Genomic DNA, 24,217 nt, shown 5'->3' with positions numbered 1-24,217 from the left:
AATTCTTATTCCTAAGCTTTTTAACAAAAAAAGAAATTGAATTCCCATGAGAATGTTACCTTGTCAACCCTATGACACAAACAGCACAGCTGAGATCAGGGTATTTGAAAAATTTTCTCAAGCTCCTTGCCTGGACCCTGAATCCGTTTGTTTTCATTCCTTAAACTTGCCCCACCATATCAAACAGCGGTTCGGCGAAGCTGATTTTGTACTTTTAAGCGCACATGGCCTTTTTGTTTTTGAGGTAAAAGGCGGATCAGTATCAAGGGATATGGAGGGACTATGGCATTTTACAGACAAAAAAGGGAAAGACCATGTAAAAAGACGAAGTCCTTTTGAACAGGCCCAAGAAGCCCTGCACTCCATTAAAAATGATCTGAAAAAGCAGTTTGGTCAAGACTTGATCGACCGCATGTGCATAGGATACGGAGTTATTTTCCCTGATTGCAATTTAGAAGTTGATACCCTTGAATGGGATAAAACAACCCTGTTGAATGCAAAAAATTTTGATTTTTTTGATGCCTGGCTGAATGCTTTTGTTCACTACTGGAAGTCCAAAGACATGCGCAAAACCGCTGCAATGCTTTGTGATCAGGATATTGATCAAATAAAAACCTATCTTCGTCCTGCATTTGAAACACTTCCGGCTCTTTGCGCTCAGTTAGACACTATCCATGACCGGATTTGCAAACTGACCAAAGATCAATTTTGTTTACTGGATGTTGCACAGGCAAACAAAAAGATTGTCTGCGCCGGTGGGGCTGGGACCGGAAAAACCTTTATGGCAGCGGAACTTTGCCGAAGGTTTGCTCAATCCTGTAAAAATGTCCTGTTTGTGTGCAAATCTTTGTGGCTTGAACGATATCTTCATGCCCGGCTTAGACAACAGAATGTAACTATTTCAACCATTGATCAACTGGAACTCAAAGCCAAACAAAGCTGCATTCAATATTTTGATGTGCTGATCGTGGATGAAGGCCAGGATCTTTTTAATTTTAAAGATCTTGCAAAAATAGAATCTTTTTTAAAAGGGGGTTTTATAAACGGTCGCTGGGCTGTTTTTCATGATACAAACCATCAATCCGGCGTTTTTGGCTGCTACGAAAAAGCCGCTCTGGACTACCTGTTGAGTATGAACCCTGTCTGCATTCCACTCAAAAAAAATTGCAGGAACACAACACCGATTTTAAAAAAAATCCAGAGCCTCACTCAATATGATACGGGTACGGATGGAACAGGGTTTGGGCCGGATGTTGTTATCCATCGTTGCGATACCCGACCTGAGATCTTACTTGCCAAAGAGTTGAATCGCCTGGTTACTATGGAAGGCGTTCCGCTTGGAGACATAACCATTTTATCCCCTTTTTCGTTTAAGGATTCTTGTGCAGCCCGGCTGAATCGTTCATCCCGCAGTAAAATCCAAGTGCTGGATGAAAATTTAATTCAAAATTTTTATTCAAACAGTAAAATTTCCTATGCCCGTATACAAGACTTCAAGGGACTTGAAAACAGATGCATCATCCTGATTGATCTTGATCATCATTATCAGGACAAAAAACAATTACCGCTTTTATATGTCGGGATGAGCAGAGCGACAGCAAGCCTTTCCCTGATTTTATCAGATCGGGATCACGAATAAAAAAGGATTTGGATATACCATCAGGCGATTTTAAGAATAAAACCGCCTGATGAATGTTTAGATTTTATGAATATTTAGGCTTTTTCAAGTTTTACAGCACACACCTTGAATTCCGGTATCTTGGCAATTGGATCATAGGCCGGGTTGGTCAGTTTATTGACATTGGCCTCTTCAAAATGGAACGGCATGAATACAAGTCCCGGTGAAACCCGCTCTGTAACCATGATCTTTGTTTCAATCTCTCCTCTTCTGGAGGCCATTTTGATTTTCTGGCCATCGCAGATGTCAAGCGTTTGAGCGTCAACAGGATTGATCTCAAGAAATCCTTCCCGCGCTTCAAAATCAAGGGACTCGGAATTTCTGGTCATGGTGCCGGTGTGGTAATGTGCATAAACCCGGCCCGTAGTCATCAAGAATGGATACTCATCATTGGCAACTTCATTGGGCGGGATATAAGAAATGGCATGAAAAAGACCTTTTCCCCGGGTAAATTTTCCATCTTTGTGCAAAAACGGTGTTCCAGGATGATCTTTGCTGGGGCAAGGCCACTGAAGCCCCGGCCCTTCAAGCCGCTCATAGGTAATGCCGGCATATGACGGCGTAAGGCTTGCAATTTCATTGAAGATATCTTCAGGAGACTCATAAGCCATTTCAAACCCGAACCGGTTGGAAATTTCCTGGATGATCTCCCAATCCTGTCTTGACTCACCCACAGGATCAACAGCTTTTCTAACCCGTGTAACACGCCTTTCCGTATTGACAAAGGTTCCGTCCTTTTCTGCAAATGACACTCCTGGCAACACTACGTCTGCCAATTTTGCCGTGGGGGTAAGAAAAATATCCTGGACAATGAGAAGTTCAACCTTTTCCAGGGCTTTGACAACATGATTGGCATCAGGATCGGAAACAACCGGGTTTTCACCCATGACCCACAAAGCTTTAACTTCGTCATTTTCAATACCGGCAAGCATCTCCGGAATTGTCAAACCAATGTTGGACGGCAAAAAATCCACACCCCAGGCCTGGGAGAATTTTTTGTTGGCATCCCCCAGGGTAACCGGCTGATACCCGGTATATACATTGGGCAAACCACCCATATCACAGGCACCCTGAACATTATTCTGACCGCGAAGGGGATTGACCCCTGTTCCAAGTTTTCCGATATTTCCAGTCAACATGGACAGATTGGCCAGGGACTTTACATTATCAACCCCGGTCGTATGCTGAGTAATGCCCATGCAATAGACAATGGAGGCTTTATCAGCTTTAGCATAAGCCTCGGCAAGAGCCTTGATATCTTCTACAGACACACCGCAAATGTTTGACGATTCTTCAAGACTGACAGTATCAATAAGCTGTTTAAACCCTTCAAATTCTTCTGTGTTTTCAGCAATAAAGTCTTTATCCTCAAGTCCTTTGTCCAAAATCGCTTTCATCATCGCGTTTAACAAGGCAACATCTGTTCCGGGATTATGCCGGACATACAGATGGGCAAAATCGGCAATCTGATTTTTTCTGGGATCTGCAACAATAACTTTTGCACCGTTTTCAATTGCCCTGAAAATACGAGTGGCAACTAAAGGATGCGAGGTTGCTGTATTTGACCCGATTATAAATATGGTGTCTGATATTTCTAATTCAGATACTGCATTTGTCATTGCTCCACTGCCAAAAGATGCGGCAAGACCTGCCACTGTGGAAGAATGTCACAGCCGGGCGCAATGATCAATATTGTTTGTACCAATGGCTGCCCTTGCAAACTTCTGCATGAGATAATTTTCTTCATTGGTCACTTTGGCTGATGCCAGAAAACCGATGGAATCAGACCCATTGGCTTGTTTTATCTCCTTTAGTTTTGATACGGTAAACTCAAGAGCTTCACTCCAGGTAACCTCGGTCAGCTCCCCGTCTTTTCTTAGCAATGGCTGTTTTAATCTTTTGTCGGATTGAACAAACTGATGGACATTCCATCCCTTGATGCAAAGTTTGCCTTCATTGACCGGGCTGGTCTTGCAGGGGGTTGTACCGGTGAGTTTGCCATCAAGGGACTCAAGAAAAAAGTTGCATCCACACCCGCAATAGGTGCAGGTTGTAAGCGTATTCCTGTAATCCATTATCTTTCCTCTTTTTTTATATGAAAGTCCTGGTAAACCCAGTACTGACTTTCTACCTTTGTTGTGGGCAAACCAAAGTGAAAATACCAGGTCTGCCCGCGGCAGTTTATATTAACCCATTAGTTTTCAGGTGCAGGACCCATTAAGCTTAAGGGTGATTTTTCATTTTTATTGATCCCGGATGTAAACCCGAATTCATCATTCATGATTTTAGAAGTCTTTTTATATAAAAGCCTCAGGGGAATATCAGACGGGCAGGCTTCTTCACACAGCCCGCAATCTATGCACCGGTCAGCCATATGCATGGCCCGTGTCAAATGAAATACCGGTATATCCACTGGAAGATCACCTTTTGATACCAGTTCTTCGCATTCAAGACTGCATTCCTTGCAAAAACACATGGGGCAGATATTTCGGCAACCATAACATTTTACGCATTTTGAAAACTGCTCCATCCAAAAAGAAAAACGCGTTAAAAGATCTTTGTCGTCCATATCTGTCACACCCTGTTGAGAGGCGGCTTCCGCTTTTTCTCCGGCTGAAATTTCATCCGGATACGGTTTTTTGCATTCACAAGCTTGAGCAAGAGATTCAGGGCATGTAATACCGATGGAGATAACTTTATCAGGATCAAGCTGATTCAGTCTGTACAGGCTATAAAGACCTCTTTCGTCACACCCGCGAACCAGAACCCCAAACACATCTTCCGGATATTGTCTTGCAATGGTAACAAGAACTTTATTCAAAGGATACCTTGCATCCCCGGGTTTTTCCGTATCTCCAAGGCAAAGCTTATCCAGATCATCACCTTTTTGAAACAAACACGGCGCCACATGGCCATTGGCTGTTACAAGTGCAACAACGCCCTTTACAGAATCATCTGAAAGAAGTTCGTTTATTTTTTGTTTTACTCTATCAATCATAAAAACACCTATGACAAGTTTTTTAGTTAACACTTAACATATAATGGTAACAGCTATAATGGTAACAGCTATAACAATAACAGCTATAACATACCGGTAACAGCTATAACATAACGGCTACAACAAAAATCTTATTATGATGTAGTCATGAGCCTTTTGATAACTGTTAAGCAACATTTTTAGATGACTTTTTCTTTAATGGTGACGGTCCAAGTTTCTTAAGGGTATCAATAAAATGGTTGATCTCCTCAACAAATTCAGGTGCTTCTGCTGAGGATACCCATCTGGCCCGAAGCCGCTCTTTTTCAACACCGCAGAAATCAAGCATCTGGGAAAGAACCGCTACTCTTTTTTCCGTAGAATAATTACCATACAGGTAATTGCATTCGCTCAAATGTCAACCACCCACAAAAACACCGTCAACACCTTGTTGAAAGGCGCGTAGCATATGATGGGGAGACACGCTCCCTGAACACATTACCCGGATTATACGGATATTTGCCGGGTACTGCATACGACTGACCCCAGCCAGGTCAGCAGCTGCATATGCTCACCAGGTACACAGGAAACATACTATATGGGGCTCAAAATTATTGTCGCTCATTTACTTCTTTCCTTATATATATTTAAAGTTTCCACTCTTTGGGTCCAATTTGCGATCAACCTTCAACTTATGATCAACCATTGATACGATGGACTGACCGTTCAGGCTGTTACGCCGCCCCGATCTGTGCCATCAATTGATCGGGTTTAAAACCTCTAAGCTGCGCACTATGGGACGGACAGGTCGCTGCACAATTCCCGCATCCTTTGCAAAGAATTTCATTGATTTCACAAATATGTTTATCCCCATTATAGGTAATGGCTTCATAAGGACACATGGAAAGACATGCCATACACCCCACACAAGAATCAGGATCAATCTGTGCCACAATTGCACTTTTTACCAGTTTTTCCTTGAATAAAATGGCTGCCACCCTTGAAGCCACACCAATGCCTTGAGTTCTGGCTTCAGTGGATGTGGCAGGATAACGTCCTGATCCGCAGACAAAAATACCGTCTGCAGCAAAATCAAGGGGACGAAGCTTTGCATGGGCTTCCAGGAAAAATCCATTCTGGTCCGTGGGAACACGCAACATATTAGCCAGGGACCCTGAATCACTTCTCGGCACAAGGGGGGTGGACAGGACAACAAGATCTGCATCAACTTCCACATTCTTGCCGGTAACAGCTTGAAAAAACGTCACTTTTCCATTTTTCACTTGTGGTGGATTATCAGGGCCGTACACATCAAACCTGATACCTTTTCCCCTGGCATCCCAGAGCATCTGCTCTTTATGAGTACCATACATCTGCATGTCTCGATAAAGAACCCTGACATCGGTCAAAGGAAATTTTTCTTTGATCAGCATGGCATTTTTAACCCCAATGGTACAGCAGATTCTTGAGCAATATTCTTTTTCTTTGGTCCTGGCTCCTGCACACTGGATAAAAACAACCCTTTTTGCAGCAAGCTCATCTTTTTTAAGCAATTGTTCAAGCTGCATTAATGAGATGACATTTTTACCGTCATACCCATAAAGGCCTTCCGGGATGAGCGGCACTGCACCAGTGGCAACCACTATACAGCCGACATGTTCTTCAATCAGACCATCTTGTGTCTCTATTTTAATATCATAATTACCAATATATCCGCCCGTTTCTTTGACTGTTGCACTGGTATAACAGGTAATATTGGATTTTGATTGAATATCATCAACAATTTCAGAAAGGGTTTGCTCAGCACTTCCCCCTGTATCAAGATGATGAACCTGTCTTAAAAGACCTCCAAGACTGGGGGTTTTTTCCACCAGGATGATGTCCAGATTCATGTCTGACAATGCCTGGGCAGCAGATAACCCTGCAATCCCCCCGCCAATAACCAGAATTTTTCTGATCAAAGAAGATTCAATCTCTTTTTGAGGCTCCAACCCGGCACTCTTGGCAACACCCATGGCAATCAGCTCTTTGGCCTTTTGAGTGGCCTCTTCTCTTTTTCCCATATGGACCCAGGAACACTGGTCCCTGATATTGACCATCTCAAAAAGATAAGGATTTAAACCTGCTTCAGCACAGGAACTTGAAAACAAAGGATGATGGGTTCTTGGTGAACATGATGCCACGACAACCCGGGTCAGATTCTGCTCTTTGATGGCTTTTTTAATTTCCCCAATCCCGGCTTCAGAGCAGGTATAAAGATTTTCCTTTACATACACGACATGAGGAAGAGTTTTGGCATATTCCGCAACATCAGTACAATCCATATGTCCGGCAATATTTGAACCGCAGTCACAAACAAAGACACCGATGCGAGGCTCTTCATAAGGTGTTAAATTATTTATAGTCATTTTTGGCAACCTTTCTTTATGATGCCTTTTTATCATTTTTTTTTATCACAGTCTGAGCTGCTCTTGCAGCAGCAGAACTTGCCTGGGCAACGGATTCAGGGATATCCATGGGGCTGTGGGCACACCCGCAGACATAAATGCCTTCTTTGGATGTATCCAGAGGATTTGCAGGATCGGTTTTAAAAAATCCATACCGGTCAAGATCAATCCCCAATGTATCTGAAATTTTCTGAGCTCCTTTTACAGGCCCACAGGCAGTGGCCAGAACAACCAGATCAAAGGCCTGTTTTTCCACTTTCTGTTTCTGGGTATCTTCATAAATCAGAACCGGACTTTCATCTGCATTCTTTGTAATTTCAGCTACCCTGGACCGTTTATAGGAGACATTGGAATTATTGCCCCCGCGAATTTTATACTCTTCAAAACCTTTACCGACTGCCCTGATATCCATTCCAAAAATAACCGAATGGGTGTCATTGTCATGTTCATGAGCAATAATAGCCTCTTTGATGGAATGCATGCAGCAATATCCGGAACAAAACGGATAAAACCTTAAATCCCTTGATCCCACGCATTGAATAAAGGCGATATTCTTTGCGGTTGTAAATCCTTTGGCTTTTTCTTTTAAATCTTCAAGGGGAATCGCATTCTCAAGATGAGCAGCATATTTTTTAGCCCAGTTGTCCTGATCTTTTTCAAGATCTTCACCCGGATTCAAACTGCCGGCCTTATAGGCTGAATAAAATTCATCGCTTTTTATACCATGGTTCTTTTCAAACCGGTCCAATGCTTTTTGGGATTTTTTAACCTTTTTTTCAAGATCCGATATGGTTGCTTTTACCTTCCGGTCGGAAGGACGGTAAATATGCCCTGCCGTAGGGCCGGAAGCAGATAAAAACCTTTCAAATTCCATTGCGGTTATCACATTGTCCAATTGGGTATACCGATATTCAGGTATTTTAGCCGGATCAAACACATCATACCCTGTTGACACAATGATTGCACCCACTGAAAGTTCAAGAATAGCGTCTTTTTGCTCAAAATCAATGGCATCTGCTTCACATTTTTTCTGGCAGATCCCGCATTTTTTTCCTGTCAATACCCGGCAATGATCCGGGTCAATAGCATGGGTGGATGGAATCCCCTGTGCAAACCATGAATATATGGCTTTTCTTTGTGCATGCCCTTCATTATACAAATCCAGAACAGGTGTGGGACACGCTTGTGCGCAGGCACCGCAGCCCGTGCATTTGTTTTCGTCCACATATCTTGCTTTTCTTTTTACAGTTGCAGTAAAATTTCCTGCTTCACCCTCTATTTTCTCAAGTTCACTATACGCCAGAAGTTTTATATTGGGATGTCGACCGACATCCAGCATCTTGGGCGAAAGTATTCAGATGGCACAGTCATTGGTAGGGAACGTCTTGTCAAGCTGAGCCATTTTCCCGCCAATGGAAGGAAGGCTCTCCACAAGGTGGACCTTGAACCCCATCTCCGCCAGATCCAGTGAAGACTGAATCCCGGCAATTCCTCCGCCAAGGACAAGTATATCCTTTGTCACAATCTACCTCCTGTTACCGCTTTTTATAACTGCCACGGGGCAAACCTGACCATTTTCCACAAAAATCCGGTCGCCCTGATTTGCCCGCAACAAAGGTTGAAAGTTAATCCCGGCTTTACCGGGACTTTCATATAAACTATCACCCATCAGGCCACCTTTTGTATATTGGCAGGCCCCAAGGCTTTTATGGTTTGAGTAAATTCATTGGCAACTTCTGCAAACCTTGTTCCTTCAGCAGAAGAAATCCATTCTATACGGACTCTTTGTGAATCAATTCCCAAAAGTTTTAAAAATTCACCCGTCATTTTAAACATTTTCTGAGCCTTTACATTACCGTCCAGGTAATGACAATCACCAATGTGTCAGCCTGAAACCAGAACACCGTCTGCTCCCTTTTCAAATGCTTTCAAAATATAATTGGGATTGATACCGCCTGAACACATAACCCTGATAATTCTCATATTGGGCGGATACTGAAACCGGCTGACACCTGCAAGATCTGCTGCTGCATATGAACACCAGTTGCAGGCAAATGTTAAAATCCGCGGATTAAAATCTTTTGACATCTTCAATCCTTTCTATTGTTCAAGTGCTGTCTCAACCATGGCCAGCACTTCATTATCATAATGGAAAACACTTGCAGCACCAGTTGGGCAAGCTGCCGCACATCCGCCACATCCTTTGCAAAGAGCTTGCTGAACCGTGGCGATTTTCACCCCGTTTTCCTGCTCGTTAACCGTAATGGCCCCGAAAGCACACGCTTCTTCGCAGGCACAACAGCCCCGGCACAAAGCTTCATTCACCTGGGATACCACACCGTCAACCGTGACGGTTTCTTTGGACAGAACAACTGTTGCCCTTGAAACAGCAGCTTTTGCCTGGGAAATACTCTCTTCAATCGGTTTTGGATAATGGGCCATACCTGCCAGGAAAATACCATCCGTGGCAAAATCCACCGGACGAAGCTTTGCATGAGCTTCCATGAAAAAGTTGTCATCATTTAACGACAGCTTGAACATCTGGGCCAACGCTGAATTATCTTCCGGAACAATTGCGGATGCCAGTACCACAAGATCGGTACTGATCTCCAGGTCAAGGTCAAGCACATGATCTTTAACCCGTACTAAAACCTCATTATCCTGTGTTTTAACCACGGGTTTTTTGTCATGGGAATACCGGATAAAAATCACGCCTTTATCCCTGGCTTCCTTGTAGAGTTCTTCTCTTTGCCCGTAAGTTCTGATATCCCTGTAAATGATATACACTTCCATATCCGGGTTCAGCTCTTTGAATGCAAGTGCGGACTTTACCGAATGCGTACAGCATACCTTTGAACAATAAGGCCGTTCAGGCTCCCTTGATCCGACACATTGAATAAAAACTGCCGTATCCATGTTCTTAACAAAAGCATCATCCGTTGCTATTTTCCTGTCAAGCTCAAGGTGGGTCAAAACCCTGTCATCTTCACCATACAGGTATTCTGTGGGTTTTCTTTCCTTTGCACCGGTGGCGACAATAATCGCACCATGCTCAATGACCTGTTCTTGTTCACCCGTGGCAATAGTGGTCGAAAAATTACCGATAAAACCGGAAGTTGCAGACACACTTGTCCCGGTAAACACATCAATCATGGGATGTTCCTGAACTTCACTGATCAGGGCTCTCACATTTTGAGTAATTGATTCACCATTCCAGGTATGATTCAGGCTAAGGGCATTGCCGCCCAGCACATCATTTTTTTCAACCAAAGTGGTGAAAAAACCCTGTCTGGCAAGTCCAAGCGCTGCCGTAATACCTGCAACACCGCCACCAATGACCAATCCCTTTTGCACGACACCAACAGACGGCTGGGGCAAGGGTCTCATCAGCGTTGCTTTTGCAACGGCAATCCGTACAAGATCTTTTGATTTGGCCGTGGCAAGCTCCGGCTCTTTTGAATGAACCCAGGAACACTGATTTCGGATATTGGCCATTTCAACCAGATATTTATTCAGGCCCGAATCCTTTAAAGTTTCCTGGAAAAGCGCTTCATGGGTTCTTGGAGTACACGCGGCAACCACGATCCGGTTCAAATGATTTTCTTCAATCACCTTTTTCATCTTGTCCTGAGTATCCTGGGAACAGGTGAACATGTTCTCTTCAACAAAGGCAACATTGGGAAGGGTCCTTGCATATTCGGCAACAGCCGGCACATCCACGATCCCGCCGATGTTTGTTCCACAATTGCAGACAAACACACCCACTCTAGGATCTTCGCTTATAACATCAACCTCTGCCGGATATTCCTTGGTCCGGGTCAGGCTTCCCCTTGAAGGGGACAAACTGGTTCCTGCATCACAAGCTGCGGCACTGGCTTCCATTACAGCCAGGGGAATATCTTTGGGTTCCTGAAGAGCGCCGCACACATAAAACCCTTTACGGGATGTTTCAACAGGTGAGAAACCCGATGTGACGACAAAATTATTGGCATTGAGTTCAATACCCATATCTTTAACGGTTTGAACAAGATCGTGTGGTGTTTCCATACCCACGGACAAAACCATCATGTCAAAGGTTTCTTCAATATTTTTTCCGTCTTCGGTTACATATGTACATACCAGACCGTTATTTTTATCTTCTGTGATGGTATGAATTCTTGACCGGACAAACCTGACCCCGTCATCTTTTGCCCGTTCATAATATTTTTCAAAATCTTTTCCATAGGTTCTCATATCCATCAAAAAGATGGATGCCTCAAACTCGCCGTGAATGTGATCCTTGGCCATCATGGCCTCTTTAACCGCATACATGCAGCAGACAGAAGAACAATATTTATTATCGCATTTGTTCTGATCTCTTGACCCCACACATTGCAGCCAGGCAATCTTTTTAGGCTCTGTCTTGTCAGGATAACATTCAATGTGGCCATGCGTTGGCCCGCCAGCAGACAAAATTCTTTCAAACTCAATACTGGTAACCACATTGGGAAATTTTGAATATTGATAATTATCAAGCCCTGAAGGATCAAAAGGCTTGAACCCGGCAGCCATAATAACTGATCCCACGCTCAGCGTAAGGTTCTCTTCCTTGTCATCATAGTTGATAGCACCGGCAGGACATACTTTTGCACAAGTACCGCATTTATCCTTGAGAATTTTCAAGCATTTTGACGGATCAATGACATACTTTAACGGTACTGCCTGGGGATAAGGCACATAAATGGCCTTTCTCTTATCCAGCCCTTCATTAAACTCATCCGGAGTTTTTCCAGGGCATTTTTTTGTACATTCTCCACAGGCTATGCATTTGTCCATATCCACATACCTGGGAGCCTTTTTAATGGACACGGTAAAATCACCCGCCTCTCCTTGAATGTCTTGAACTGTGGAAAGGGTGTGAAGCTGAATGTTTAAGTGCCGGCCGACCTCGACCAGTTTAGGTGAGATGACTCACATGGCACAGTCATTGGTAGGAAATGTCTTGTCCAGCTGGGCCATGACCCCGCCGATGGAAGGGGCTTTTTCAACCAGATGAACAAAATACCCTGAATCCGCCAGATCAAGGGCAGCCTGCATTCCTGCAATACCGGAACCCACTACCATGACCGAACCGTGAATTTGATTATTTTTTCCCATTGATTAACTCCAGTTTTATTATAAAAACCCTTGATTTTTTATCTTTACTCAATGTTTGCAACAAGATAGGATACAAGGTCTATAATATCAATATTGTGGTCTGTATTTTTCTTTGCACATGTCAAATGAATCTGGCATTTAGGACATGCCGTAATCATAACCTGGGCACCAACCGCTTCAGCCTCTTTGAGCCGTTGCATCTGCATGACCTTTGAACAGGTTGAACACTCCATCCATGCGGTTGTTCCACAGCACACGGCATTCTCACGGTTATGTTCCATTTCCGCAAGCTCAGATCCGGGAACAAGAGAAATCAGGTCTCTTGGTGCGTCATAGATTCCGGAACGCCTTCCCAGCCGGCAGGGGTCCTGGAAAGTAACCTTTGCAGAACTCCCGTTCTTAAAGCAAACATCTGAATTGGGCAGCTCTTTTGCCAGAAATTCCGTAATATGAATAATCTCAAAGGGTAACGGACCAAGCTGTTGTGTATAAGCTTCCCTGAACATGGAATATCCTTCAGGACAGCCGAATATAACTGTTTTAGCCCCTGTTGCCACAATGGTTTCAATGTTCTTTTTTGCAAGGGTTAAAAAGGTGTCGTCATCACCGCTCCAAAATGCATCATGTCCGCAACAGCACTCATCATTGCTGATCACAGGTTCAATACCCATTTTATTTAAGAGCATCAGATTGTTTTTAGCGGATTCAATCATATGAAGATCTAAATATTGAAAAGCAATATCATAGAAAGCAACACAGCCGGTAAAATAAAAATAATCCCCTTTTTCCGCAATCTTTCCAGCCTCTTTTGCCCACCCTATTCTGTCTTGTTGCACACCCGTGGCCTGTATACTGGTAATGGTATGAAACATGCCGTGGTGACTCAATTTAGGCAAATTATCTTCTTGTCTTGCTTTGTTACGGTATGTACGGATAAATGCGGGAAAGTCGATTTCGACCGGACACCGGTCCGAACATCTTGAGCAGGACAGACATGCCCAGATATCCTTGCTTTGTAGGATATCCCCTTCAGGCTCACCCAATGTCCGTTTAATCATCTGACGCGGTGAAAATCCATCAAGCTCCATGGCAACAGGGCAACTGCCTGTACAAACCCCGCACTCCATACAGTAATCAATTTGTTGTTTTGAAAGCTGCATATTATTAATATCCAAAAATATTTAATATAAATATAAATCAAAATTTTGATTTATTTAAAAAACCAACCCCAAAGTATTGATCCTTTCTCAAAAAAATATCTTCCAAAAAGAATCGTTTTCTGGTATAAACCTTTTTTAATTTTTCCAGTCTTAAATTTTCCCACTCTTAATTTTGAAAATCAACAAACGAGCCTTTAAAAATCAAAAGATTCAGCCTTTAAAGCTAGAAAAAAGCTATAATGTAATGGTAAAATATCTTTTAGTCAAGGGTATATTTTAAGTTATCCAAAATCCTATCATACTGTTTTACTATGATTTCCCATGAAAATTGCTCCAGTTCTCCGGACAATCTTTTCTGCAGCGGCAAATAAGTATTATAATTCAACAGCAGGTGTTCAAGCTTTACCATAAGGTCTTTTTTTGTCTGATATAAAACCTTGGAATGGATATCCTGCGGCATAATTTCAGGATAAGACAACCTGTCAGGAAGCAATGGGATACAGCCATATCTTACGGCCTCCACAACGGCAATACCAAAATTCTCCTGGTTTGCACAACTGACTACAATCGCTCCTTTTTTTAACCAGGACAGGTACTCTTGTTTTGATTCAACATATCCGTAAACCAGAAGTTCATCTTTAAATTTTTCCAAGGCACGGTCAAAAACCTTTGGAAATCTATCAAGTTTTTCTCCCAGCAGTGCCAGGGAAAAAGCAATATTTTTCTTTTTTAACCGACTCAGAACATCAAAAAAATATTCTGGATTCTTGTCATATTCCCATCTGTGATTCCAGATGATTAAAGGCTTTTTAACATCCCTGTTTTGCAGATCAATTGCACCGCTTTCAAACCGGCAACCCGGATAAACCACCCGGTTTTTTTTTCTGATTTGCTCAATAATCCATTTGGGCCGCAAATCCGGCATCTGTTTGATCAACCTGCTTGCCTCACCGATAAACTCATTAAAATGAAATTCAGAATTAAACAAAACCTGATCCGCAGCAAAAGCAGAAATAATATTGGTAAAGCCCAGATGAAAATCCCGTTTTTGATCGGGTTCCAATGGATAGGACAATTGATTTTCATGAAAATACATCAAGACAGGTGGAAGATTATTGCCTGCAAGAGCCATAAAATCCGTCAAATCCATCATATCCGTTGTGATGATTGCGTCATAGCAGGAAAAATCTTTGACTTGATCAACAAAATAAAGAGAAGCTCCTCTCATACGCCATTTCCAAAATCTTGCCGGGAGCGTTACAAGGTCCACCTCATGACAAGAGTGAGCTTGAAACCCCAATGCAAAATCTTTATGAGAGCCGCCGAAAAAAGGTTCAAGAAAAAGAATTTTCATACTATTGCATCCCCATGGTTAAATTTAAAAAGATTAAATTTAAAAGGGATAGTGAATTTAAACAACAAGGTCAAGACCCGTCAGCCTCTGTTGTTTCAAATATTGATGCCCTCAGACACCATTTTTAAAAAATCATTGCCAAGTTTGAATTTGAGTTGTAAACAAGTCTGTATTAAAAATATGCAAACCTTAGAAAACCCTGCGTGGAAATCATGGAACGATTGAAAACAAAAGATGATGAAAGTCAAATCTTTAAAACCGGTGATTTTTCAATTGAGTTAAATTGTCAGGCAAACAATGAATATACAAAGGTCAGTTACCCTTTAAAATACGGCGTTTTTTCACGGCTTGAAACCCAAGATTATATTTTTGAATTCAATCTCAATCATGAGATCAGACATGCAAAATCAAAAAAGAAAAACTGGATTCATCCTTCGGAATGGCTCAAGCGAACCATGGGAAATGACTGGGTGTATTATTCGAGCGGCGGTTATTCAGGGGTATATGAAGCTCTGGGCGAATACTATCTGCCCAACCTGATGTATCAGACCAATTCCCTGCTCGGCGGAAAACCGTTTAACGAAAAGGCAATTGATGAAATCGTCAAGAACTGGCATCAAATGATTTGCCAATTACCTGAAACGCATATGCCGGACCGGTTTTCCCGATGGATTGACGCCATACAGCAGCAAACCCCGGAAGGCTTGCAGAAAAAAGCGCAGCAATTGTTTGACATATCAGGTTCACGGGTAACGGTAATGCCGCCCGATGCCCGGCATGTTGACTATAATATTATTCCTTTGACCATTTCCGACGGGTGTCTGTATAAATGCCGGTTTTGCAAGATAAAAAACAAAAAAAAATTCGCTGTTCGATCCAAACAGGATATTGACACCCAGATCAAACAACTCAGGCAATTGTATGATAAAGATCTCATCAATTTCAATGCCCTGTTTTTAGGAGAACATGATGCATTAAACTCTCCTTGTGATCTTATTCTAAAAACCGCACAGGATGCCTATGATGCATTTGAATTCCAGACATCGGTTATGAAAAAAAATTACCTGTTCATGTTTGGAAGTGTGGACTCTTTTTTAAATGCAGACCAGGCCTTTTTTGAAACCCTCAATTGCCTGCCCTTTCAAACCTTTATCAATATCGGTCTTGAATCATATGATCAGTCAACCCTGGATATATTAGGCAAACCAATCACTTCTGAAAAGGTGGGCCTGGCATTTCAAAAGATACAATTGATAAACAACACAGCCGCCAACATAGAAATCAGTTGCAATTTTGTCATGGATGAAACCCTTCCAAAGTCCCATTATACAGCATTAATGTCCCTGGTCAGAGAAAGCGTCAACCGGACAAAACCCAAAGGATCTGTTTATCTGTCCCCCTTAACGTTTGGCCGTCCCTCCCGGCAGGTACTCTATGATTTTTACAAACTCAAATCCATGAGCCGTTTTCCAACATTTTTATATCTGATTCAGCGGCTGTAAAACACATTATATTTGTTGAAAAACCATTTTTTTTGCGTCAATTCCTGATTTTCCTGGTCATCCGAATCTGTTTCAAGCTTTTGTTTTTACCACTATGATTTTCAAAAAGTGCAAAAATTGTAACCAGGTGTGATTTTTTTGTAACTGCAAAATTCTTAAAACTATCTGTAAAATCGAACAATGCTTAAACTACAAATAGTTACATAGTTGGCACGGGGTTTGCTCTAATAGGATTCCAACCATTGGAGATGAAAAATAAATTTTCCAATTAAAGGTTAATTTTTTCCATACCCCGGGTTTATTAATCATCCGGGCTTATTGGAGAAAAATTTTATGGAATTAAAATCAAAAAAAGGAGTAACTAACATGAGAGCATTTTTAACAGCATCACTGATCATTGGATTAATCGGAATCGGCAATATAACCTTTGCTCAGGATCAAGAAGCAGGCCAGAAAACAACTTTGGAAATTAGTCATAAAAATACCGACATGGTTATAAATCATGAGTATAAAGGAATTGTTAATACAACAGAGAACTGGTATACACTGTTGGACGGAGAAGAGGTTTATCTGCTTCAAGGCGAAAATCTTGAAGAGCTGATTGGACAAAAAGTTCTCGTCAGCGGAGAGCTAATAGAAGGTGAAACAATGGACACGATTATTGTTGATATCGCAGAAGTGATTGAATAAAAATTCAATAATCAAACAGACTTCATTTTTTTTAAGCACTTGGACTAAAATTTTTTCCGACAGCAAAATTCATTGCTATGTACAGGAAGTAACTTGTGTCCAGGTGTTTACAAAGCAGCAAAAAGGGTGGACAACTTATTCGCATTGAATTGTCCACCCTTTTTTTAAAATTTATTGTTTTAAAATTTATCATTTTTCAGGTCAGTGTTTATATTCAGACCAGGGCAAACGCATTAAAATTTCGGTTATAATAAATTCAATGGATTACAAAGCGTTATTTCAGCTTTTATTCTCTTTTCAAAAAGCTATATATTTTAATTGCTTGAATTTATTGAAATCAAAAATCATGCCAGTTTTCTATGCGTTCACCCTGAATCTATTTCATAAAATTTGACTGACTTTATCTCATGATATATAGTTTGCGCAAAAATTGAGTTTCAATGCTGTTTTCAAAGAAAAACAATTTAAAAGGGTTGTCAAACAATAAAGAGGATCATGCAAAAATCTAACTGGATATCACTGATTTTTTATATTCTGTTTCATTCTGTTGTTTTACATCATAACTGTTATGCCCAGTCTCAAGAAGAGACTTTAAAACTGGCAATTATTCCCCATCGATCCAATTTGGGCAATGAACATGCATATGGTGTATTCATACAATTGCTGGAAAAAGAAACCAGGATCAATTTCCAGTGGATAGGAAGCAAAACCTATAGTGATGTGATTGAAAAACTTAAAACCAGACAAGCAGATATTGGTTATTTGGGTCCCTTTGCTTATGTGGAAGCCCAGGACAATTTCGGGGTCCGGTTAATTTGCCGAACCATGAGTAAAAATTCAATTGAATTTTATCACAGCATCATCATTACAAGAAAAGACTCAGGCTCCAATACCCTTGAAGATCTTAAAGGGAAAAGCTTTGCCTTTACCGACCCTAAATCAACTTCAGGTTTTTTGTTTCCCATGGCAGGCTTGATGAAAGCAGGCATTCAATTGGAAGATTTTTCACAGACTCAATATTTAAAAAGACATGTAAATTCCCTTCTTGCCGTTTATAACGGACATTCACACGCAGGTGCCACCTCATATACTGCAATCGATAAAATTAATATCAATTATAATGACATAAAAATCCTATGGGAATCAGATGCCATCTATCGCGGTCCATGGGTAGCGCAAAAGGATATGCCGGACAAACAATTTTTCAAGATTCAAAAGGCAATGTTAAAGATGACTCAGCACAAAGATGCAGAAAAAATCTTTAATGGATTAACTACCAAGGGATTTGTGAGGGGCCTTGACAGTGATTACAATAATGTGCGTGACGTTGCCAAACGAATGAAGCTCAAATCCAAACAGGATTCATAATTATTTTAAATTTAATTTTCACCTCTTAATCATGACAAAAGGTCAACCATGTTATCTTTAAGGCCCAGTATCCGTCTGAAAATTGTCTTTTCCTTTCTTGTGATAGTGTCTGTTATCATCGCCATTTTTACATTTACTTCCTATTTCCGCACCATCAATGCCCTGCAAATGGAAACCCGGAAACATGGGACGGCAATTTTAAAAACATTCACCCAGATGGGCACAGCCTATATTTTTGAAAATGATTACATAACATTTCTGGATAATGCCAACGAGCTTATTGAAGACAGCGATATTCTTCTGGTTACCGTCATGGATACCACGGGAAGGGTGTGGATCAGCACGGATCAGCATGTATCCGGAATCATAAAATTTGATGAGTTTTATCAGAATGTCATAAGCAGCACAAAAACAAATCATAGAAAAACCAGCTATAACAGCCAAAAGGTGATGGAGTTTGTCAATCCTGTTACAGCACTGGGAAAAGTGATATATTTGCTGAAAATAGACATCTCATTAAAAACCATAGAAAACCAGGCAACTGAAAGAATAAAAGATATTCTCTTGATTTGCATCGGCATGATATTTTTTTCAGTCTTGTTGGGAATCTACATGTCAAAGCTGTTAACCGACCCTTTAAAGAACCTGGTCAAGGGAACCAAAGAAATTTCCCAGGGCAATTTAAATTACAAAATCAATGTCACCTCTTCAGATGAAATAGGAATATTGACACAGTCATTTAATAAAATGACTGACACTTTAAAAACAGAATCCTACAAACGTCAACTGGCAGAAAAAAAGAGTCAACTCTCCCGGGATGAACTGGAAATTCGCGTAGAAAAAAGAACGGCTGAGCTTAAAAAACAAATTAAAAAACGGGCTGCAGACAAAGAAAATTATCACAAGCTCATGGAAGCTTCACCTGTCCCAATAGCCGTCTATGACATGAAAGGAGATACAATTTATATCAACCCGGCTTTTACCAGGACGTTTGGATGGACCTTAGAAGAATTACAAGGAAAAAAAATAAATTATGTCCCAGAAGATGCTTTGCCCAAAACCCTTCAGATGATTGACCTGATTAAAAAAGGTAAAAGTTACCATGAATTTGAAACCCACCGGTACAATAAAAAGCGTGAAATCCTGGATGTCATCATCAGCTTTGATGTGTGGCGAGGGCAAAACGGTGTTCCCAAAGGCAGTGTTGTGATTTATCACGATGTGACCAGACGCAAACAACTTGAGGCGCAACTGCTTCAATCCCGGAAAATGGAGGCAATGGGAACTCTTGCAGGCGGTATTGCCCATGATTTTAATAATATTCTTTCTGCGATTTTTTCATATTCTCACTTGGCTGAACAACATATTGAACATCCTGAACAAGCAAAGTGTCATATCGGCCAAATAATTAAAGGCGCTCAACGGGCGGCAGACCTGGTTCAACAAATACTTGCCTTCAGCAGGCAAACCGAATATAAAAAACAAACCCTGCAACTTTATAGCATGGTAAAAGAAACAATCAAATTACTGAGATCCTCAATACCCGCCAGCATTGAAATAAAAGAAAACATTGTCTCAAGAGCAATGGTGACTGCCGACCCCTCCCAAATTCATCAGGTCATAATGAATCTTTGCACTAATGCCTATCATGCAATGCGTGAAAAAGGCGGTATTTTGACTGTGGAATTAACTCAAATTGAAATGTCCGAACAAAATGCTCTGCCCGATTCAAACCTGTTGTCCGGTAATTTTATTAAACTGGAAGTAAAAGATACAGGGCATGGCATGGATCAAAAAACCCTGGAAAAGGCATTTGATCTATATTTCACGACCAAAGATGTTGGAAAAGGCACGGGATTCGGATTGGCTTTAGTTCAGGCAATCGTTGAAAAACACGATGGTTATGTAAAAGCCTATAGCACGCCCGGGAAAGGTTCCAGTTTCAATATTTATCTTCCCATAACAGAAGCAAAACCCGGACATGGAATACTGAAGCAAGAGAAAAAAAAGCCGTTAAACAGGGGAACGGAAAAAATAATGCTTGTTGATGATGAAGAGGATATTCGAACAGCAACCAGGGATTTTTTAAAAGAATTGGGTTATCATGTAACCTCTTTTCCAAACGGGGTACAGGCCTTTCAAGAATTCAAAAAAGACCCTGGCCGGTTTGATTTGATCATCACGGACATGACCATGCCTCAAATGGAAGGCGATGAGCTTTCAGCCAGGATGTTAAACATTAGAAAAAATTTACCCATCATCCTGTGTACAGGATATAGTGAAAATTTTACCAAAACTGAGGCAATTGAAATGGGTATCCGCAAATATCTTCAAAAACCAGTATTGATAACAAAACTGGCAGCCTTGATTCGTGACGTGCTGGATGAGAAATAACAGCTGCATATAGTTGATCAGGCTTGCAATATTGGCACTTTGTTAAAATTATTCTTTATGATCAAGACGTTGCTAAAAGCACAATAACACAAGCAAGCCATTGGTTCACATTGGTTCACATTGGTTCAAAATTTTCTAATAAGGATAACACCTGCCGTTATGAGAGCAATCCCTGCCAGGCGCTGAATGGAAAAAGCTTGTACGGGCACGCCCAAAAGACCGTAATAATCCATAAAAACCGCCATTATCATCTGTCCTGCCACCACAAGGCCAAAGGTAAGAGTTGCCCCAAGTTTTGGTGTCAAAATGATAACCGCTGTAACATAAAAGGCCCCCAGAAAGCCTGCCGACCATACAGACCAGTGAAGACCAAAAGCCTGCCGGATACTGTAAAAATCCACCCGGATCACCACGGCATAAAAAAAAAGGGCTGCCGATCCAACTGCAAATGATATCAATGCCGCATATACAGGATCTCCAACAGCACGTCCTATTTTACCATTCAGCCCGGCCTGTATAGGTGCAAGCATTCCTGCAACCAGGGCAAGAAACAATAAAAAAAATTTCATGAAATATCTTTATCTCCGATTTAAATATTGTCATAACATACCCCAGCCAGGAATATTTATTCAAGCCCTGTTTTTTTCATCCCCTGATTAGTATAAACCGATTAAAATAAAACAAGCGCCTATTCAATGTTCAAATATCTGTTCGTTCACAACCCATTTGTACCGGTTTTTTTTCCATTAGATTAAAAAAAATGGGAAAAATCCAGTTCAGATACTATTGAAACACTTGATTTTACACCTTTGATGATGCTAATTTCCTTTTCATGAATAAAACAGACCTTATCTCTCTTCACGGGGGTCACAGCGGACAGTATTGCAACCATGCAAGGGATCTGCTTGAAGATATCATCCAGCGTTATATCGAACTTGGATTTACCCGCGTAGGAATTACAGAACATGTCCCACCGTTGAACGACATGTTTTTATACCCGGATGAAAAAGCACTCCATCTCACAGCTGCTGATCTATATCAAAGGTTTAAAGCTTACTTTAATCAGCTGGCGACATTGAAAAAAAAATACAGACAAACCATCAAAATATTTGCCGGGATGGAGACCGAAACATATACGGGCTATGCCGATCATATCAAAGAATTGATCTTAACATTTCAACCCGATTATATTGTCGGCTCTGTCCATCATGTTAATGATATCTGTTTTGATTATTCCAAAGAAGACTATGACAAAATTGTGTCCATTTGCGGTTCTCATGATGCCGTGTATGAAAAATATTTCGACCTGCAATATGATATGATAAAAACTCTTAAGCCCTTTGTTATAGGACATTTTGATCTGATCAGAATCTATGACAAAGATTATAAAAAACGGATTTTAATGCCGGCTGTCGATAAAAAAATCAAACGCAATTTAAAGCTTATCAAGTCCTTGAAGCTTGTCCTGGATTTTAACCTGCGGCCCCTGGCAAAGGGAAAAAAAGAACCCTATATCACAGAATCAATCCTGAAAACTGCAAAAAAAATGGGGATTCGACTTGTTCCGGGAGATGATTCCCATGGTGTCAATGAAGCCGGTCTCCATGTTGATATGGCAATCCATAGATTAAAAAAAATGGGATTTGATACAAAATGGCCTGATCCTGTGCTTGTAGCTTAAACTTTAAAAGGAAACCAGATGAAAGCTGTGGTTCAGCGGGTAAAAAAAGCCCAGGTAAAAATTGATAATACAATTGTTTCCAGTATTGGCAACGGACTTTTGGTGTTGCTGGGGGTTCAGGAGGATGACACGCAAAAAGATGCGGATTTTCTTGTGGAAAAAGTCATCAACCTGCGCATATTTGAAGATGATAACGGTAAAATGAACATTTCTCTTAAAGATGTAAAAGGAGAACTTCTGGTAGTATCCCAGTTTACCCTGCTGGGAGATTGCCGCAAAGGCAGAAGGCCCTCGTTCATAAAAGCCGCACCTCCTGAAAAGGCAATTGAACTTTACGAATATTTTATCAGCCAGGCACTAAAATTTGGCATTGCGACAAAGTCGGGTGTTTTCCAGGCAATGATGGATGTCTCCTTGATCAACCAGGGACCAGTCACACTTCTTTTGGACACACAAGAAAAATAATAAAAAGCCAACCAATAAAAAAAGATAACAATGAAACCTGAAAATATTTCCATTATTCTTGTTGAACCCCAGGGACCGATTAATATCGGCTCTGTCTGCCGGACCATGATGAATTTTGGATTTACCCAACTTCGCCTGGTAAACCCCACAAAACACTATAAATCACTTCTGGCAAAAAAAATGGCCTTAAGCGCATTTACCGTTCTTGAAAATGCCGCAATTTTTGATGATCTTTCATCCGCCCTTTCAGATATACAGATCGCCTTTGGCACCACCCGTAGGTTCGGCAAGTATCGAAAAAACTTTTTCACCCCGTCCGGGGCTGCAGAAAAACTCGGGCAAACAAATGATAACACAAGTTGCGCCCTGGTACTGGGTCCGGAGGACACAGGGCTTGAGACAAAGGATCTGGATCTTTGCCATCATTTTATTACCATCCCCACCCATGATGCCTATCCGTCCATGAATTTGAGCCATGCCCTTGCCGTGCTGTTGTACGAAGTTTCTTTAAAATCTGATAAAGGAAAAAAGTTTTTTGATCCTCAACCCAAAAAACTTGCTGCCGGAGATGAAATTGAACATATGTTTGCCCATATGAAAAAAAGCCTTGTACAGATTGATTTTCTTGATAAAAAGAACCCTGATCACCTTTTACGCACATTCAGACGGCTCTTTGGTGCGGCAGGACTCACCTCCAGGGATGTCAGAATCATCCGGGGAATGATGAGCCGCATCGACTGGACGGAAAAACAAAGAAGGAAATATAGCAATGTTCACAATGGATGATCTTCTGGAAGTAGCAATAACAATGGAAAAAAATGGAGAATCCGTTTACAACACCTCCATTAAAGAAGTCAAAAACAAGGATTTAAAATCCATGCTCAAATGGATGGCCAATGAAGAGGCATCCCACGGCAAATGGTTCACAGACCTGAAAAACAGCTTTTCTCTTGAAATGGAAGAAGCCGAGCTGAAAGAAATGGTTCCACAGGTGTTGCAGGACATGATGGGAGAAAAAACTCTCTCCCTTGATGATGTTGATTTCAGTAAGATAAAAACACTTTCCAAACTTCTGGAGACTTTTATCAAATTTGAAAATGAAACAATCTTGTTCTATGAGCTTTTTGAAATGTTTATCGAGGATAAAACCGTATTGGAAGGGTTAAAAAAAATTATCCTGGAAGAAAAAAGCCATGTTGATCAATTAGAGTCCATGCTTGCATCTTTGCCCCCGGAATAACTGCCACAGGCAGATCTGTTATTTCACATTGGTTTGCCCACAAAAAAACATGAAAGTCAAGGTTTGGATTTTTCAAGACTTGCATATAAATATTTGTTGTAATACCAGGCGCTCAAGAATGAAGC

At 41.2% G+C, this 24,217-nt stretch carries 21 protein-coding genes; 9 read left to right on the top strand and 12 right to left on the bottom strand.

The window, feature by feature from the left end; translation table 11 throughout:
• Window positions 1-46: 46 nt before the first annotated feature.
• Window positions 47-1,639, top strand: a complete 1,593-nt coding sequence (locus TOL2_RS06305; protein ID WP_014956678.1) for an NERD domain-containing protein — start codon at window positions 47-49, stop codon at window positions 1,637-1,639.
• A 74-nt stretch (window positions 1,640-1,713) separates the two neighbouring features.
• Here the strand turns inward: TOL2_RS06305 and TOL2_RS06300 are convergent, their stop codons facing one another.
• The 11 genes from TOL2_RS06300 to TOL2_RS06245 form a co-directional block, all read right to left on the bottom strand.
• On the bottom strand, window positions 1,714-3,753 hold the full coding sequence (locus TOL2_RS06300) for a formate dehydrogenase H subunit alpha, selenocysteine-containing (protein WP_014956677.1): 2,040 nt from the start codon (window positions 3,751-3,753) through the stop codon (window positions 1,714-1,716).
• A gap of 119 nt (window positions 3,754-3,872) precedes the next feature.
• Window positions 3,873-4,676 (bottom strand): 4Fe-4S binding protein, encoded by an 804-nt coding sequence (locus TOL2_RS06290; protein ID WP_014956676.1) that lies wholly within the window; start codon window positions 4,674-4,676, stop codon window positions 3,873-3,875.
• A 166-nt stretch (window positions 4,677-4,842) separates the two neighbouring features.
• Window positions 4,843-5,280 carry a hydrogenase iron-sulfur subunit gene (locus TOL2_RS25240; protein WP_014956675.1) on the bottom strand — a complete coding sequence of 146 codons (438 nt, stop codon included), beginning with the start codon at window positions 5,278-5,280 and terminating at the stop codon, window positions 4,843-4,845.
• A gap of 109 nt (window positions 5,281-5,389) precedes the next feature.
• On the bottom strand, window positions 5,390-7,063 hold the full coding sequence (locus TOL2_RS06280; RefSeq protein WP_014956674.1) for a CoB--CoM heterodisulfide reductase iron-sulfur subunit A family protein: 1,674 nt from the start codon (window positions 7,061-7,063) through the stop codon (window positions 5,390-5,392).
• Between the two features lie 16 nt (window positions 7,064-7,079).
• Window positions 7,080-8,441: a 4Fe-4S dicluster domain-containing protein gene (locus TOL2_RS06275; RefSeq protein ID WP_014956673.1), complete on the bottom strand. Its 1,362-nt coding sequence runs from the start codon at window positions 8,439-8,441 to the stop codon at window positions 7,080-7,082.
• A gap of 15 nt (window positions 8,442-8,456) precedes the next feature.
• Window positions 8,457-8,624 (bottom strand): FAD-dependent oxidoreductase, encoded by a 168-nt coding sequence (locus TOL2_RS06270; protein ID WP_014956672.1) that lies wholly within the window; start codon window positions 8,622-8,624, stop codon window positions 8,457-8,459.
• Window positions 8,625-8,627: 3 nt separating this feature from the next.
• On the bottom strand, window positions 8,628-8,771 hold the full coding sequence (locus TOL2_RS24795; RefSeq protein ID WP_158406064.1) for a hypothetical protein: 144 nt from the start codon (window positions 8,769-8,771) through the stop codon (window positions 8,628-8,630).
• Complete coding sequence (locus tag TOL2_RS25235) at window positions 8,771-9,190, bottom strand: hydrogenase iron-sulfur subunit (protein WP_198408357.1); 420 nt, start codon at window positions 9,188-9,190, stop codon at window positions 8,771-8,773. The genes TOL2_RS24795 and TOL2_RS25235 overlap by 1 nt, the downstream gene beginning before the upstream one ends.
• Before the next feature lie 12 nt (window positions 9,191-9,202).
• Window positions 9,203-12,238, bottom strand: a complete 3,036-nt coding sequence (locus TOL2_RS06260; protein ID WP_148278068.1) for a CoB--CoM heterodisulfide reductase iron-sulfur subunit A family protein — start codon at window positions 12,236-12,238, stop codon at window positions 9,203-9,205.
• A gap of 44 nt (window positions 12,239-12,282) precedes the next feature.
• Window positions 12,283-13,398, bottom strand: a complete 1,116-nt coding sequence (locus TOL2_RS06250) for a (Fe-S)-binding protein (RefSeq protein ID WP_014956668.1) — start codon at window positions 13,396-13,398, stop codon at window positions 12,283-12,285.
• A gap of 259 nt (window positions 13,399-13,657) precedes the next feature.
• Entirely contained in the window at window positions 13,658-14,752 is a 1,095-nt protein-coding gene (locus tag TOL2_RS06245) for a tRNA-queuosine alpha-mannosyltransferase domain-containing protein (RefSeq protein WP_014956667.1), read from the bottom strand.
• Window positions 14,753-14,964: 212 nt separating this feature from the next.
• Here TOL2_RS06245 and TOL2_RS06240 point away from each other — a divergent pair, with 212 nt between their 5' ends.
• The 4 genes from TOL2_RS06240 (at window position 14,965) to TOL2_RS23490 (ending at window position 20,706) form a co-directional block, all read left to right on the top strand.
• Window positions 14,965-16,254 carry a radical SAM protein gene (locus TOL2_RS06240; RefSeq protein ID WP_014956666.1) on the top strand — a complete coding sequence of 430 codons (1,290 nt, stop codon included), beginning with the start codon at window positions 14,965-14,967 and terminating at the stop codon, window positions 16,252-16,254.
• A gap of 333 nt (window positions 16,255-16,587) precedes the next feature.
• Window positions 16,588-16,944 (top strand): hypothetical protein, encoded by a 357-nt coding sequence (locus tag TOL2_RS06235; protein WP_014956665.1) that lies wholly within the window; start codon window positions 16,588-16,590, stop codon window positions 16,942-16,944.
• 495 nt (window positions 16,945-17,439) lie between these two features.
• Window positions 17,440-18,312 carry a phosphate/phosphite/phosphonate ABC transporter substrate-binding protein gene (locus TOL2_RS23495; protein ID WP_051012288.1) on the top strand — a complete coding sequence of 291 codons (873 nt, stop codon included), beginning with the start codon at window positions 17,440-17,442 and terminating at the stop codon, window positions 18,310-18,312.
• Between the two features lie 48 nt (window positions 18,313-18,360).
• Window positions 18,361-20,706 (top strand): response regulator, encoded by a 2,346-nt coding sequence (locus TOL2_RS23490; protein WP_014956663.1) that lies wholly within the window; start codon window positions 18,361-18,363, stop codon window positions 20,704-20,706.
• Between the two features lie 125 nt (window positions 20,707-20,831).
• Here TOL2_RS23490 and TOL2_RS06220 read toward each other — a convergent pair whose 3' ends face one another.
• Window positions 20,832-21,275 carry a DMT family transporter gene (locus tag TOL2_RS06220; protein WP_014956662.1) on the bottom strand — a complete coding sequence of 148 codons (444 nt, stop codon included), beginning with the start codon at window positions 21,273-21,275 and terminating at the stop codon, window positions 20,832-20,834.
• Between the two features lie 263 nt (window positions 21,276-21,538).
• On the opposite strand from TOL2_RS06220, the gene hisJ reads away from it, so the two are divergent.
• From hisJ to TOL2_RS06200, 4 genes are read left to right on the top strand one after another with little or no spacing between them, the layout of a single operon-like run.
• Window positions 21,539-22,387 (top strand): histidinol-phosphatase HisJ, encoded by an 849-nt coding sequence (gene hisJ / locus TOL2_RS06215; protein ID WP_014956661.1) that lies wholly within the window; start codon window positions 21,539-21,541, stop codon window positions 22,385-22,387.
• A gap of 18 nt (window positions 22,388-22,405) precedes the next feature.
• The gene (gene dtd / locus TOL2_RS06210; protein WP_014956660.1) at window positions 22,406-22,852 is read left to right on the top strand and encodes a D-aminoacyl-tRNA deacylase; all 447 of its coding nucleotides are present in this window, start codon (window positions 22,406-22,408) and stop codon (window positions 22,850-22,852) included.
• Between the two features lie 30 nt (window positions 22,853-22,882).
• Window positions 22,883-23,638, top strand: coding sequence for an RNA methyltransferase (locus tag TOL2_RS06205; protein ID WP_014956659.1), 756 nt, complete (start codon window positions 22,883-22,885; stop codon window positions 23,636-23,638).
• Window positions 23,622-24,092, top strand: coding sequence for a ferritin family protein (locus TOL2_RS06200; protein WP_041279316.1), 471 nt, complete (start codon window positions 23,622-23,624; stop codon window positions 24,090-24,092). The genes TOL2_RS06205 and TOL2_RS06200 overlap by 17 nt, the downstream gene beginning before the upstream one ends.
• Window positions 24,093-24,217: the final 125 nt, after the last annotated feature.

The sequence above is a fragment of the Desulfobacula toluolica Tol2 genome, from assembly GCF_000307105.1.
GTDB lineage: Bacteria > Desulfobacterota > Desulfobacteria > Desulfobacterales > Desulfobacteraceae > Desulfobacula > Desulfobacula toluolica.
Note: the sequence above shows the minus strand (reverse complement) of the source record. Positions and strands in the feature narration are given on the sequence as shown.